Origin of the sequence: Enterobacter sp. BIDMC 26, from assembly GCF_000534435.1 — a bacterium.
Taxonomy (GTDB): domain Bacteria; phylum Pseudomonadota; class Gammaproteobacteria; order Enterobacterales; family Enterobacteriaceae; genus Enterobacter; species Enterobacter ludwigii.
In genome coordinates, this window is record NZ_KI973183.1 from 41379 (window position 1) to 55825 (window position 14447).

The following is a 14447-nucleotide window of genomic DNA, read 5'->3' on the forward strand; positions in this document are numbered from 1 at the left end:
TTGTCAATCCGGTGTGTGGCGTTCGCCGGGCGGAAAGCCGAGACTAACGCCGTATACCTACACTAATTACAACTCGTCATTCAATTACTTGAACATTGGTGTTCATGATTTTTGTACCTCGCAGTATGGCAACGAAAACGACCGTGATGACTCTTGGCGCGGTGTAGAAATGCTTTCTGATGGCTCATGGCGAATCACTGTAAAGGACGGCAGCGAGACAGCCATTTGCCTTGATTGGTGAGGCCGCAATGCCTTTCTATGAGACAGGAAATATTTAATTTAGGCACACTGCATCGCAACGGTAAGTTGAGTAATGTTGGGGGGTACTTTGCAGCAACCAGTTACCGCCCGACTTTGTCACTTCACAGCTTGACGTGTCATCATCATAGCCAATTTTGATTACTCTAACGTAACTTAGAGCGCACATTGAATGTTGTCCCATGTCTATCTTATTGTTAGGAAAAGTTGAGCTGTAGGTTGAGATTTTCTCTTCTCCTCCTATTTTGCTCCACACACCGGATTGACAATCAGAAACAGTGTAAAAAATGCCAGCAAAAAATTGTGGCCGGTCGCAGCTGCAGCTGATGGTATGCTGGCGAAATTGTTCCCCCGGATGCGCAGCCGGTAACAGAACTGCTGGCAGTCACGAGTAAGTTACGAGATTAAAACTGCCAGGTGAACATCCATATGAGGGCAGAGGGTTAGATGTAACCGAGAAAGTAGAACCAGCAGGAATGATAAAATTAATAGATCCTGATTTACTCCAATCAGAGTTGGCCGTTCCTGCTGAAGTAATGACGCGACCATCGACAACACCTGTCAAATCCCAAGTGTTTCGGCAGTTATCGCCATCTTTAATTTTACGATCTACCGTTGATACCCCCCCTGATGCATAAACCGTTATTGGTCTGCCCGTGTTGTTGACCGATGTATAGACAGATACAAATGCCCCAAGTGATGAGTATTTTCCGTTGTGATTAGCAGCTGATACCCAGACACCGGATTGACAATCTTGTAAACGCCTTTAAAGTGCATCGTTTTTTCGGTACGAAAGGCTTAATGATGACAAGAAAAAGGGCTGTAACGCTCCGCTACGCACTGGATAAATATGTCAATACGGTATCAAACGAAAAGAAGGGATGGCGGCAGGAGTTATATCGAGCAAACGTTATAAAGCGCTATGACATCGCTGACTTGCTAATGCATGAAATATCTTCGGTTGATATATCAAATTACCGTGATGAACGATTGAATTCGATTCATGAACGAACAAAGAAAAAAATATCTGGGAATACAGTCAGGCTTGAGCTTGCCTTCTTGTCGTCTGTATTCAAATTGGCGCAGGTTGAATGGGGAGTATGTAATAACAATCCAGTGCTTGCTGTTCGCAAGCCTAAGATTGGTAAGGGTAGAGAACGGAGACTTCTCAAAAGTGAAGAAAGGAAAATAACCAAATATTTTGAAATGCATGATGAAAATATGAACATAGTTTTTCATCTTGCTCTTGAGACTGCAATGAGACAAGGGGAAATGATAGGCTTGTTATGGGAAAACGTGAATCTAAGTATTGGTGTCGCGCATTTACCAGAAACAAAGAATGGGACTTGGCGCGATGTACCATTATCAAAGAAAGCAAGAGAGTTACTTCTTGGTATGGAACCTAAAACGAGTGGGCGGGTTTTCTCATTTACTTCTAATTCATTCAAATCTAAATGGCGCAAGAGCATAAAAAATTTAGGGATACATGACCTTAGATTTCATGATTTGCGCCATGAGGCCATAAGCAGGCTTTTTGAACTGGGTACATTAAACATGATAGAGATCGCGTCTATTTCTGGTCATAAGTCACTGGCAATGCTTAAACGTTATACACACTTAAGAGCTTATCAGTTAGTTAAGAAGATCGACGCAAAAGCTAAGTCTGTAAATAAGATTGCGTCATACTTCGTGCCATATCCAGCAATAGGGCGATTCATAAACAATGAATACAGGGTGACGTTTATTGATTTTGATTCATTCGAAGTAACAGGTGCCAATAAAAATGAAGTCATGGCTAATGCGTCAGTAGAACTATTGAAAAAGCTGGCAATTGCTGCACAGTCAGGAAAAAGAATACCTAGTCCTGGACAGATAGGTAAGGTTGCTGAGGATTTAATATTGATAAATCCTTTAATGTAGTGTTGATGAGGGAATGTGATGAAATCCTTACTTATAGTTGCGCTATGTGTTCTAGTGGTTGCAATCTATCAAAGTTCATTCGAAGGTAATGGCTCTTACAATGATACTTTAAAGTTAAATAAGGCGTCTTTGTTTCTGAACTATACGGCCGCATTCGATGCTTATTACTTAGCAAACGGTAGCGCAAATGGTGATGTGACAAATAAGGTCACATTACCAGTATGGCTACCAAAGGATACGACGATAAAAATGTATGTGAATGGTGGTTACGGTTATGTTTTCATGCCCTCCGCGAGTGGTGTGCTCTCGGAGGTCATGCGAGCAACCGATTACAGCGCGTTAATTGGGTTTACAGATAGCACCTCAATTATTTCGCTTGCGGGAAAAAACCCGAAACCGAACTTTATACCAGCGGGCTATATTGTCTATGTGAGATAACGATGATCTTTTATTTAATCGTGCTTAGCACTTTCGCATATGTTCTTTCTAAAACCTTCCCGGCGATATACTTAAATGAAAAGAAAAATGCAATAGAGCAAGGGAAGCAACTACTAACCGAAAATGAAGAGGTGGGACGATTTCCAGTTTTGGCAATTGTGATGTTCGCAATGCCGGTGCTGATATTTTTTCTTTCAGAAAATATGCTGTTATCTTCATTCTGTTTCATTTTGTCAGTGGTAGCATACACAGATTTAAGTGCTCGATGGATACCAGATTTCACAATTTATTTGTTGCTGGCTGTAGCAATGTTGTCTTTGCGAACAACTGATTTGATAATTTCATTTTGGGCAGTGCTGTTTTATTTGATGCCAGCATTATTATTTAGCGCTTATGGTTATGTATTGAAGAAAGAGAAATGGATCGCATCCGGAGATTACTACATTTTCCCAGCTATAGGACTTATGATTACTCCTGAGTACGCGGCATCTTTAATGCTGATTAATTTACTATTGGTTCTATTGTTCTCCCGATGGGTTAAAAAAATCCCTCTTGTAACGGTTGCTTACTTCACCTTCACAGGATGTCAAACATGCATACTCTTAGGCATTATTTAATCTTTCTGCTAGTTATCCCTTTTTTTAGCGTTGCAACAACTCAACCAATAGACGTGAATCTCAGTCACTGTTTTAATCAAGCTTCAGAGCGCTTCCAAATCGATCACCGATTGCTTATTGCTATTGCTCAAGTAGAAAGCGGTATGAATTCGAAAGCAATTGGGTTAAACAAGCGTGGAGGAAAAATAATAAGTGAGGATGTTGGTTTAATGCAAATCAATTCTTCATGGTTTCCAACGCTGGCAGGAATGGGTATCACACGTAATGATTTACTAAATAATCCCTGCCAAAATATTTATGTTGGAGCGTGGATACTTGCAAAGAACATTTCTTCTAATGGCGTGAATTGGGAATCAGTAGGTGCATATAATGCTGGATTTAAAGGAGCTAATGCACCATTCCGTATGAAATACGCAAAGAAGGTATATGCAAAGTATCTTGCTTTAACAGGTGAGGGTTAATCAATGCGGCGACTAAAAACGATAAAACTGTTTGTGTATGCAGCCTTACTATACCCCTTTACCCTAACGGCAACCGAGCTGAAGGGAAGAGTAATACGCGTACTGGATGGAGACACTATTGAGGTAGTGCAGGATGAAAAGCCTGTAAGGATTCGCCTGGCAAACATCGATGCTCCTGAAAAGAAACAGGCGTTTGGTAACTGGTCAGCGAATCAGCTTAAAAGCCTGATTGCCGGAAAGCCTGTAACCGTGTCATACAGTCAGGAAGACCAATACGGGCGTATTATCGGGCGAGTGTTCACAGCGACTGGAACGGAGGCCAATTTAATCATGGTTAGAATCGGCGCAGCATGGGTTTACGAGCGCTACAACACAGATTATACCTTGCCAGACATCCAAACTCAGGCAAGAAAAGATAGACGCGGTTTATGGGTAGAAAAACACCCTGTAGAACCGTGGATATGGCGGAAAAATCAGAAGATGAAAGATAACAACTAACCACGGAGATCAGAATGCTGATTCACCTAACACCTAGATATTATGCAAAGTATAGTGATGTTCAGGTTGATGTTATTGATGTTGAAATACCAGAGCTTAAATTAATATTGAAAGCGAACGTTGATATTGTCATTCGAACCCCATTCCCAAATAAAAACTATAAAGTGATATGCAGAAAAAAAGGGCGCAAGGCAATTAATGGAATTCTGGTTGAAGTCGATAAGGTGGTAGAGGACTTTACAGTAATTACTCGATGGGCTGTTAATGGTGAAATTTCAAGGCATGAAACGTATTATCATGTTAGCGATAATGAATTTGATGCTGTAACAGAGGAAGATTTTCTGTGGAGTGGTTTTTTTAATACACCATACCGCGCCCGTTGTAAACAAATCGAAGAGGGAGGGACTTTAGTAAAAAGGCAGTCAGCGATGGTTACACTAACTGATGATCTCAATTCTAATGATGATGATAATTACTGGACGTATAATAAAGTTGACAGTGAAGGGATCGTTCGTTTTAGAGCGGAGTATATAAACCTTCCCACAGTAGAACGAGAACGTATAACAACATCTTTCTTTGGGAACAAGCGGTTTCCCTCTTATGAGGATAAATTTGATGCCCGATTGCATCCTCATAAGTTAACTGTAGTACCGACGGAGATGAAAGAATTAGGTGTCTATATTGTACTTCTCAGGGATTGGATTAAGGAGCTAGAAGAGGATGGTGAACAAGAGTATTTGTATAAAATACTCGACGAAATAAATTCAAAAAATGAATTTTTCTTTTCCAACACTAATCATCTGAAAATTCTCGCTGAAGCATATTCATCTACTTATAACAAGCTTAGCGAACAGAGCAAGATGTATGTTGATGATTGTCTCAGTCAGCCTATTTTTCATCTTCTTATTAGCGATGTGGATGAAGAGAGCAAACCTGAAGACGTGTAAATGCCAGCAAAAAATTGTGGCCGGTCGCAGCTGCAGCTGGCGAAATGCTGGCGAAACCCGGCATCGAGGACGGGCGCCAGGCGCAGAACTGCTGGCACTCCGGTTCTGGTCGTGGTGGTTGGCCGTCAGACGGGCGAGCAGTGCGCAGCCTGTCACTGTATGCGCGTAGCGCATGGAGGCGCGGAACGGGACGAGCATAGAGCACCGTAGCCAAATCCGCGCCTGACCCGGCGCAGCCGGTTACGATCCTGAAAGTGAGCAGAACAACCCCCCTCCCTGCAAAGCCAAAACGCGCTTACAGCGATTTTGTCACTGAGTTAAGGCCAACGCCCCGGTGAGCGGTCAGGACGGCGCTGTGCGACGTTCTGAGCGTGATTTCCGGGGTCTTAACGGGTGTGACCAGCGGGAACAGCCGTTTAGAGGCTTATGAGCACCATTTTAAACAGTTAAGGAATTTATTATGAAGATAAACATGATTGGCGGCGTCACTGTTTTACTCTGTTCTTTATTTTCAACCTCAGCACTGGCAGATGAACCCTGCAACATGACTTTATGTATGTGGGGGAAGGTCAAGGGGGAAAGTAGTAGTGAATGTCAGGGGCAGATTAAAAAGTTTTTTAAAAAGCAGGTGAAAAAGAAAGGTTCCTTTTTGCCTAATCATACAGCTGATGCTCGTAAAGGAATGTTGCAGGACGAGTGCCCATCAAGTATGGCTCCAGCTCAGTTCATCAATGAGGTTATCAATAAATTCGGACGCATTAAAAACGGTTAATACTGCCGCGTCATAAATGACTTGTCCAACCCCTCATGCGTAAAGAATAAATTCTTTACGCATTCACGGTTATAGTTAAAGGAAAGAATCATGAAGCGTTTGTTTATCGCGGAAAAACCTAATCTTGCGCAGGTGATCGCGCAAGCGTTAGGGAATCCTCAATATAAAGATGGATACATAGTTTGTGGTGATGACGTTGTTTCTTATTGCGTTGGTCATTTACTAAAAATCGCGCCCCCCGAACATTACAATCCTGAATATAAAAGATGGAGTAAGGATACTCTTCACATGAAGTTGCGGCCAGTGCAGCACCTTGTCATTGAACGTACTGCCGAACAGTTTGAAATATTGGCAAAACTTATTTCTCAGGCTGAAGAAATTGTTCACGCTGGCGATCCGGATGAAGAAGGGCAATTACTCGTCGATGAAGTGCTGCAATATTGCTGCTGTACTGCTCCTGTTAAACGCGTACTGATAAACGATCTGAACCCTGAAGTAGCTCGCCGGGCTTTATTAAATCTACGTGATAATGCTGAATTTAAAGGCCTGTCTAACCGCGCTTTTGCTCGTAGCGTAGGGGACTTTATTTATGGTATTCCGGTAACGCGTGCTTGCACCGTTGCCGCTCGTGATTTGGGACATACTGAAGTTATCTCTGTTGGTCGAGTTCAGACCCCTGTTTTGGGAATGATCGTTCGTCGTTTCCTTGCCAATCAAAATCATAAAGAATCATGGTACTGGCAGGTTAGAGCGCATTTAGGCAGTCCGGACACCCCAATCATTGCAGGGCTGGTAATTCCTGAAGATGCGCCGGTTGACGATAAAGGCAAAATTAATAATGAGCCTTACGCTACGGAGCTGGCTTCTGCTTGCACAGGCAAAAAAGCCATCGTGACTGCTGCCTCGGTAGAGTCAAAAGCAAAAGCACCACCGTTGCCATTTGCCTTGCTTGATCTTCAGGTAAAAATGAGCCGTCTGTATGACATTAGCTCAGAGGAAACTTTGGCGATCACTCAGGCCTTGCGCGAAAAGCACCATGCTATAACGTACAACCGTTCGGACTGCCGGTATCTGAATGAAGAGCAATTCGCAGATGCCCCCGGTACGTTACGTGCAATTTCGAGCACATTCCCGGAGCTTGCACCATTTTTTGCCAAAGCAGACAGTAGCCGTAAAAGCAGGGCGTTTAATGAAAGTAAAACAACAGCACACACAGGGATAATCCCAACGCAGACAACCATCGATGCCAGCGTTCTCACAGTTAATGAGAAGAAGGTGTATCAGGCGATTGTCGAACAATACCTTGCGCAATTCCTCGAAGAAAAAGAATTTAAATCAGCACTTGCTGAGTTCGGAATAGACAAATATACATTCCGACTCAGGGCTACCCGCTGTACTAATGCAGGTTGGTCTGCCTTGCTCAAAGAGAAAGACGGGGAACAGGAAAATAACACCTTGTTTGATGCACTTTCAGCGCTGAAAGAAGGTGATACGGTTGAGTGTCACAAGGTTGACGTAGTTCGTGATAAAACAACGCCGCCTCCTCTGTATACAGAGGCTTCACTTCTGGAGGATTTACGCCGGGTGGCGCGGTATGTGGAAGACCCAAAGATTAAGCAATTGCTTCTCGACCGTGATACCGAAAAAGATGATCAGGAACAGGGCGGTATCGGAACCCCGGCCACGCGTGGGGCAATACTCAAGCTGTTACTTGAGCGTGGATTCTACACCATATCCAAAAAGCAAATTGTGCCAACTGAGCTGGGTATCTCCCTTATCCAGGCATTGCCACCGATTATGACGACTCCAGATATGACGGCGTTGTGGCACGAGCAACAAAAGATGATTGAGTCAGGCGAATTGACTGTTGATAGCTTTCTTGACGAGCTTGAAACCTTCGTCGCTTTTCAAGTGGACAACGTAGACCTTTCCCGGCTTAAGGTCACTATTTATCCGTGTGATTGCGGTGGGCGCTATGTTCGACGTAAAAACGATAAGGGCGCGTTCTGGGGATGTAACAACTATCCAGAGTGCAGAAATGCTGTTCCGGATCGTAACGGACAACCGGATTTTACGGCGATGAATTTTGAGGCAAATTGCCCACGCTGCAAAGCCAAGATGAAGTATCACCCTAAAGCCTGTAACTGTACGAATGAAGCGTGCAAGTTTGTGTTGTGGGGCACTCAGTTTGGTAAAGCTCTCACGATCACCCAAATTTCTGACCTTCTTTCTAAAGGTAAAACACGCGAAATAAAAGGCTTTAAATCCGCCAAGACAGGCAAAAAGTATGATGCGGCGCTGCAATTGCAGGCTGATGGCAGCGTTTCACTGATGTTTAATAACAAGAGGAAATAACTATGGCATCTCGCGGTGTAAACAAGGTAATTCTGGTAGGCAATTTGGGGGCAGATCCTGAAGTTCGTTACATGCCAAACGGTGGCGCGGTTGCTAATATCACCCTGGCAACGTCTGAAACGTGGCGTGATAAAACTTCCGGTGAAATGAAAGAGCAAACGGAGTGGCATCGGGTAGTGCTGTTTGGCAAGCTGGCAGAGGTTGCTGGAGAGTATTTGCGTAAAGGGTCACAGGTTTATATCGAGGGGCAATTACGTACTCGGAAATGGACAGACCAGGCTGGCATCGAAAAATACACAACGGAAGTTGTAGTGAACGTGGGCGGTACTATGCAAATGCTAGGTGGACGACCGGCAACCAGTGGGAACGGGCAGCAACCAACGCCTCAACCATCGCCACAAACACCACCGGGATCGAATGAACCTCCTATGGATTTCGATGATGATATCCCGTTCTAGGATGACGGCATAATTACTACGGCCAGCTGCGACCGGTGAACGTTTTTGACATCAAAAAGACGATGCCGGCAACGCAGCTGGCGCATGAAATGATGGCATTTTAAATGCCCCAATATGGGGCTTTTTTTTTGGTTAGTCTCCCGTCAGAAAGGCAATTCTTCCTGCCCTGAGAAATCATTCTCATTAGCCAACCACATGCGATGCTTCTCGCTTAGCCACTGAAGAGCCTCGAATGAGTCCACAGGTTTATCAATTTCAAATTCATACCAGGAAGGTTTTGGATACTCCCAGACACGGCCGCACCAAACTAACCCGTCATAACGCCTGAACATTACAATCTGGCCGTTCTCTATAAATTGCGGATATGCGCCAGGGTGAACAATCAAAACGTCTTCACCATGCCATTTGAAACTATTTAAACCTTCCCGTTGCCCCGGATTATAGTCGCTCTTCATCGCGTCACCTGTGTGTTGTACTGTATATATAACCAGTATATTATTTCGACTCAAAAAAGCAATCTGGCTCCCTTCATTGCTCCGGCGCTCCCTTCGGCTCCCCGGCGTTGCCGGGTCGTCTGCCCTACTCCGCTAACCCGCTTACTGCGTAACCGGGTAATCTCCGCCGAACCCGCAAAGGCGCGGTTTCGGGCTGATCGCTAGGGTCAGATAGCGAACATCCAACCCCCTTCTCTTTTGCCGTCAAAAAAAGTCTGGCCATCGCGCCCGGGTCAACCAAAAAGCCAGCAAAAAAGCGTCGCCGGTCGCAGCTGCAGCTGGCGAAATGCTGGCAGTCTCTGCTGTATTGTGAGCCGCTACATGATCGAGGTATCAGCCATGCGGGAACGGCGACACGTCGCCGTACCACGCACCCGGAAATCACGCTCAGCATGTCGCAAGCGCCATCCTGACCGCTCACCGGGACTGGCTTAATCCTAGCGGAATCGTGGCGTTAAGGCCGGTGGTAGTTGGGCTTTGCAGGGAGGGGGGTTGTGCCGTGTCATATTGAGTTATCCAGGCGGCTGCGCCGCGTCCCCGGCGACACTCACCGGCAATGCAAAATAGACGTGTATTTGTCGCCTCTTTTAATTCAAAACCATTGCAAAATAACACTATAATCTGTAATATGTATTACATGGAAAGCGCGGTGCTTTCCGATAAAGGCCGGTCGGCCAGGAGATTATAAATGAACGTCAAGACAGCGGAAAAAATTAAATACATTGCCGATTCTGCGCATACTGATTGCACTCTCAATACATTGAAGAAAGCAAAGAGTCAAATTGAGGAGCGTTCAAAAGTATTAGCGGGTTATGAATCCCAATGGGAAGATATCAATCGTTTTGAAGTGGTGGCCGCGTTTGAAAAATGCTTAGCATATAGCCGTAAAGCCGATTTTTTAGCCTATTGTGAATTACTTTCGGAGGCTATGGCTGGACAGATTGCCGCAGCACGATTTAAAGAACGCGTAGCCCATACAATCAAAATTGCTAACCGCGATCATGGCGTGTGGGTAACTGCTGAACAGGTTATCGCAGCTGCTGACGGCAACCTTCTTTTTAACTTCACGAAAGTTGCAAAAATGTTGGCTGAAGAGGCGAAAAAGCCTGAAATCAACGGCTAACCATCCTGACAGGATGGAGCAAAACTTTAAGCGTATTTGCAAGGGAGGCTAGGTGTCTCCCGATAAAGGCCGGTCGGCCAGGAAATTAAAATGAAAAAATTAGAGTTTCGTAATGGCACTGTTTCCGTTGGTGATGTTTTTGCTTCCTCGTGGGGTTATGAGCAAACGAACGTCGGGTTTTATCAGGTGATTAGCACTCATGGCAAAAAAACAGTCTGTATCCGTCCTATTGATAGTGAAGTTACATATATTAACGCTAACAGTTATTTAACCCCTGTTTTCGATGCGTTCATAGGAAATGATATTTATAAGAGGCAAGTTAAAGAACATGCTTCTGAGCCATGTATTCAGATTGATTGCTGCGAGAACGCGTATAAATATGATAAGGATGCGAAAAAGAAAATGCGATTTACTACATATGGCTGATTGCTGAAAAAGAACCCGGTTTACCGGGTTTTTTTTCGACTTAATGAATAAATACATTGCACTTAATCACTATAATCTGTAATATGTATTACATGGAAGGCGCGGTGCTCTCCAATAAAGGCCGGTCGGCCAGGTGATAAAAATGGAACGTACAGTAAAATTTATTCGATTCCTCAACAAATATTTCGATGCTCAACTTAATTCTGAATTTGATCCTAGTGTTAAAGGTCAGAATAACACCGGTAAAGATATTGATACAATCTGGATTTACGAAAAAGAAAACGATTGTGAACCGGTTTTAATTCTCAAAGATGCTCACTGGTATACTGATAATAAAGAAGAAGGTTTTTGGATTGTTGGAAATGTATATTCATCGCTGAAGCATGGCGAAATGATTCATGAAGATGAATTTCGTCAGTTAGTTAAAGATAAAAAAGTAATTAAACAATAAACCAACCTATGCCCCGTATTAATCGGGGCAATAAAGGCCGGTCGGCCAGGAGAAAAAAATGACTACTATTAATGCTCTTTCTTCAAATCATCTTTCTACATGGTTAGCATTCCCGGCAAGCCAGCTTATGACGGATAAGGGGCAGTTAATACGCCATCTTGAAGGGCGTAAAGTGATGTATGGTGAGAGTGAAATCCCGTTTGAGCTGAATGAAAAGGGTGAATTGACGCAGGACGGCGCGGCGTATCCTTCCGTTGGTAAACTCTCCCTTGAACTGGTTGACGTTACCGAGCAGCTGCGTCTTGCCTGGCTGGAAGAACAAAAACGTGGTGCAGATTATGTCAATCCGCACGAAGAACGCCAGGAACAGCGGCGGGAACGCTATGCAGATCGAGCTGAACGCGCCAGAGCCGAGGGCAGCGCAACATTAAAACGCGCTCATGATATGGCTCCAAATCCACCGGATCAGCCTATTCTCATTGGACATCACAGCGAACGCCGCCACCGTCGGACGCTTGAAAAAATGGATAATCTCTATCGTCATGCGTTTGTTGAGTGCGCTGGCAAGGCTAGCCATTATGACAGTAAGGCCGAGGGCGTTGGTCGCGGGGGAATATCTGGTGATGATCCGGATGCCGTACGTAAACTTCTGGAACAGCTACAGGGGCGCATTAAGGCGCAAGAAACTATGAAAGCCTGTAATGCGGCAATCCGTAGAAACAAGACGGAAGAAAAGCAGTTAGCCGCCCTGTTAGCGCTCGGGCAAACGGAAGATAATGCACGCACGCTGTTAAAAGGGGATTTTTGCGGGCGTATCGGTTTTGCCTCCTATTCATTGCAAAATAATAATGCGCAGATTAAACGGCTTAAGACCCGCATTATGCAGCTGCAAGCAGTCAGAAAAGACGCTGAAGAAGTTGAAGAAGAGCATGAGGGGTTTGTGATGAAAATCGACAATGATGAAAACCGTATTATGTTTATTTTCGATGGCAAGCCAGAAGATGCAATTCGCGCAGCGTTAAAAGCCAGAGCTTTTAAGTGGAGTCCAAGCCGGGGGGCGTGGGTTAGGAAAATCACTGCTAACGCGCTTGCTGAAGCTGAGCGGCTTAAATTGGTTCTGATTGAATTGAATCAGTAACAATAAAGGCGGGGAAACCCGCCTTTTTTATCGCGGAACACGAAATAAGTTAATGTGCATGTTGAAATAAACCACTAAAATCTGTAATATGTATTACATGGAAGGCGCGTTGCTTTCCCAATAAAGGCCGGTCGGCCAGGAGCAAAATATGAAGACATTATCAATAGGGCAGTGTATTACTTCCGCAGGTTCTGAGTATGTAGTAAGCGCGGTTAATCTGGAAGACGGCACACTTTCATACACCATTTTAGGGCTAAATTCCCTGACGCGTACAAATCTGCTGGCTACGTCCCTGGGCTATTATGGCTTGTCTTCCCGCCAACTCTCTCTTGATGAACTTCGTGATCGCCGTCGTGTGGTACAGGGGGCAATCAACCAGCGTGAGGCTGAAGAACGCGAACAGCAAGCCGCGCGTGATACTGCCAAAGAACGTATCAACGCAGATCCGGATAATGCCTTACTGGTGAAAGTGAACAATACCTGCGGTTCGGCAAAAACAGCTGTTAAAAACATTCGTATCCTACTTAAAAAGCATTTCCCTGGCGTAAAATTCTCTGTCCGTATGCCTCACTACGGAAGCGTCTATGTGTCGTGGGAAGATGCTGCTCCGGAAGATAAGGTTAATGCCGTGATTTCTCGTTTTAAACACGGCAGTTTTGATGGAATGACAGATTGTTATAACTATCATAACAACCCGTTTAATGATGCCTTTGGCGGCGTGGACTATATCAGCACATCACGAAAAAGGAGTGATTCGCTTATCGCTGAAGCCATAGAGATCTTGCGCAAAGAAGATGGCGATGATTTCCCGGAAGAAGTTACTGTAGAGGCATATAAGAGTGGTGCTCTGTTATATGTTGGCCGCGAATATTCGCACAGAGGCTATCAGGGCGCGGTTTCCGACGCTATCGAGAAAATTGATAAAACGAAAAAATAAGCCGCTATACAGCGCCCATGAGGGCGCTTTTTAGTGCAATCATCCGAAAATTGGTTTACAGCGCTGACAGCCTCCGGGGGCATCGAACCCCCTCCAGCTGTTCTGTTGGCTCTGTGCAGGAGTGTTAAAATGGAAAAAATTTTCTATACCCGAGGTAAAGGGCGCGTGAGAAAGTCGCTTGACGTCTATAGCGACGGTGAGCAATACCGTTTTCTGTTCACTACCCTTGATCGTACCAATCCCTCAAAAGCTGAAAGAGCTGCGGGCGCGAAGGAAAAGCGCTTTAAGGCTATGGAAGAGGAATTTTACGTCGAACATAAGGCTGTGATTATTCCAGCTGAGTATCCGCAACCAGAGCTTGTGCAGAAGTTCATAGATTTTTTGAAGGGAGACATCACGCGTGAAGCAAATAGCAATTAAAAAATCCGGTAATAGTGTAACCGTCAGAATTCCTTCAGCCATTCTGAAAGCGCTCTCATTGAATGTTGATGATCCCGTAAATATTGACATGGAAGATGGGCGTATCGTGATAACGCCGGTAAATCCAGCAGAGGAAGTAACCGAAGCGAAACCCGCTGTTGCTGGGTCACTTGCTGAGGCCGTTCGCGTGAATTTGGGGCTGACGCAACAAGGGATTGCAGAATATTTTGGTATTACGTTGAGCGCTTGGGCGAAAAAAGAACAAGGTATCAACCGGCTTTCTGTGGCCGAGCAGCACTATTTCCAGCTACTAATCAACCAGCATCCTGACTATGTGATTGTTCGCCGCCCAACTGACGGTGTCACACCATTGCAGAGAGCGAGCGCGGCGGCTACTAACCTGGCTGTCTATCTATCAGGTCGTCTTGTGTTGCCAACTGAAACTAAATCTTTACTGGCGACTTTAAATGGATGCGTTCGTGAGTTTGCTGAAGATTGGCAAGCTGAATTAGATCAGGTAATTGGCAGTGCCTTACCTGACGAAGCGGCGGTTTTAAAGGCGAAGCTGGACGAGCTTCTGGCAGAAAACGCTGACCTTAAAAAACGCCTGGCAAATAAATAGCCTGGCTCTTTTCATTACTCCGGCGCTCCCTTCGGCTCCCCGGCGTTGCCGGGTCGTCTGCCCTACTCCGCTAACCCGCTTACTGCGTAACCGGGTAATCTCCGCCGAACCC

17 protein-coding genes and 1 pseudogene are annotated in these 14447 nt (G+C 44.9%); 17 read left to right on the forward strand and 1 reads right to left on the reverse strand.

Features of this window, described 5'->3' with window-relative positions:
• The 10 genes and pseudogenes from L462_RS25435 to L462_RS00060 all read left to right on the forward strand — a co-directional run.
• A pseudogene (locus tag L462_RS25435) lies at positions 1 to 241 on the forward strand (shufflon system plasmid conjugative transfer pilus tip adhesin PilV); the annotation flags it as partial.
• A gap of 818 nt (positions 242 to 1059) precedes the next feature.
• Positions 1060 to 2178, forward strand: coding sequence for a site-specific integrase (locus tag L462_RS00095; protein ID WP_032679814.1), 1119 nt, complete (start codon positions 1060 to 1062; stop codon positions 2176 to 2178).
• 18 nt (positions 2179 to 2196) lie between these two features.
• Positions 2197 to 2616 (forward strand): type IV pilus biogenesis protein PilM, encoded by a 420-nt coding sequence (pilM, locus tag L462_RS00090; RefSeq protein ID WP_032679815.1) that lies wholly within the window; start codon positions 2197 to 2199, stop codon positions 2614 to 2616.
• A gap of 2 nt (positions 2617 to 2618) precedes the next feature.
• Positions 2619 to 3233 carry a prepilin peptidase gene (locus L462_RS00085; protein ID WP_032679816.1) on the forward strand — a complete coding sequence of 205 codons (615 nt, stop codon included), beginning with the start codon at positions 2619 to 2621 and terminating at the stop codon, positions 3231 to 3233.
• Positions 3209 to 3694 (forward strand): lytic transglycosylase domain-containing protein, encoded by a 486-nt coding sequence (locus L462_RS00080; RefSeq protein WP_032679817.1) that lies wholly within the window; start codon positions 3209 to 3211, stop codon positions 3692 to 3694. The genes L462_RS00085 and L462_RS00080 overlap by 25 nt, the downstream gene beginning before the upstream one ends.
• A gap of 3 nt (positions 3695 to 3697) precedes the next feature.
• Entirely contained in the window at positions 3698 to 4192 is a 495-nt protein-coding gene (locus L462_RS00075) for a thermonuclease family protein (RefSeq protein WP_050595793.1), read from the forward strand.
• Positions 4193 to 4206: 14 nt separating this feature from the next.
• A complete protein-coding gene (locus L462_RS24065) occupies positions 4207 to 5139 on the forward strand; it encodes a DUF6012 family protein (protein ID WP_050595794.1) in 933 nt (310 codons plus the stop codon).
• 460 nt (positions 5140 to 5599) lie between these two features.
• On the forward strand, positions 5600 to 5911 hold the full coding sequence (locus L462_RS00070; protein ID WP_032679818.1) for a TrbM/KikA/MpfK family conjugal transfer protein: 312 nt from the start codon (positions 5600 to 5602) through the stop codon (positions 5909 to 5911).
• A gap of 90 nt (positions 5912 to 6001) precedes the next feature.
• Positions 6002 to 8266, forward strand: coding sequence for a type IA DNA topoisomerase (locus tag L462_RS00065; RefSeq protein ID WP_032679819.1), 2265 nt, complete (start codon positions 6002 to 6004; stop codon positions 8264 to 8266).
• Between the two features lie 2 nt (positions 8267 to 8268).
• Positions 8269 to 8724: a single-stranded DNA-binding protein gene (locus tag L462_RS00060; protein WP_032679820.1), complete on the forward strand. Its 456-nt coding sequence runs from the start codon at positions 8269 to 8271 to the stop codon at positions 8722 to 8724.
• A 143-nt stretch (positions 8725 to 8867) separates the two neighbouring features.
• Here the strand turns inward: L462_RS00060 and L462_RS00055 are convergent, their stop codons facing one another.
• The gene (locus L462_RS00055; RefSeq protein ID WP_032679821.1) at positions 8868 to 9179 is read right to left on the reverse strand and encodes a hypothetical protein; all 312 of its coding nucleotides are present in this window, start codon (positions 9177 to 9179) and stop codon (positions 8868 to 8870) included.
• A 727-nt stretch (positions 9180 to 9906) separates the two neighbouring features.
• On the opposite strand from L462_RS00055, the gene L462_RS00050 reads away from it, so the two are divergent.
• The 7 genes from L462_RS00050 (at position 9907) to L462_RS00025 (ending at position 14335) form a co-directional block, all read left to right on the forward strand.
• On the forward strand, positions 9907 to 10341 hold the full coding sequence (locus L462_RS00050; protein WP_032679822.1) for a hypothetical protein: 435 nt from the start codon (positions 9907 to 9909) through the stop codon (positions 10339 to 10341).
• Between the two features lie 90 nt (positions 10342 to 10431).
• The gene (locus tag L462_RS00045; RefSeq protein ID WP_032679823.1) at positions 10432 to 10767 is read left to right on the forward strand and encodes a hypothetical protein; all 336 of its coding nucleotides are present in this window, start codon (positions 10432 to 10434) and stop codon (positions 10765 to 10767) included.
• A 142-nt stretch (positions 10768 to 10909) separates the two neighbouring features.
• The gene (locus L462_RS00040; protein ID WP_032679824.1) at positions 10910 to 11218 is read left to right on the forward strand and encodes a hypothetical protein; all 309 of its coding nucleotides are present in this window, start codon (positions 10910 to 10912) and stop codon (positions 11216 to 11218) included.
• Between the two features lie 58 nt (positions 11219 to 11276).
• Positions 11277 to 12356, forward strand: a complete 1080-nt coding sequence (locus tag L462_RS0123975; protein ID WP_050595795.1) for a DUF3560 domain-containing protein — start codon at positions 11277 to 11279, stop codon at positions 12354 to 12356.
• A 148-nt stretch (positions 12357 to 12504) separates the two neighbouring features.
• Positions 12505 to 13293 (forward strand): LPD29 domain-containing protein, encoded by a 789-nt coding sequence (locus L462_RS00035; RefSeq protein WP_050595796.1) that lies wholly within the window; start codon positions 12505 to 12507, stop codon positions 13291 to 13293.
• 129 nt (positions 13294 to 13422) lie between these two features.
• Positions 13423 to 13713: a hypothetical protein gene (locus L462_RS00030; RefSeq protein WP_032679825.1), complete on the forward strand. Its 291-nt coding sequence runs from the start codon at positions 13423 to 13425 to the stop codon at positions 13711 to 13713.
• Positions 13694 to 14335 (forward strand): AbrB/MazE/SpoVT family DNA-binding domain-containing protein, encoded by a 642-nt coding sequence (locus L462_RS00025; protein ID WP_032679826.1) that lies wholly within the window; start codon positions 13694 to 13696, stop codon positions 14333 to 14335. Before L462_RS00030 ends, L462_RS00025 begins: the two co-directional genes overlap by 20 nt.
• The last annotated feature ends 112 nt before the right edge of the window (positions 14336 to 14447 follow it).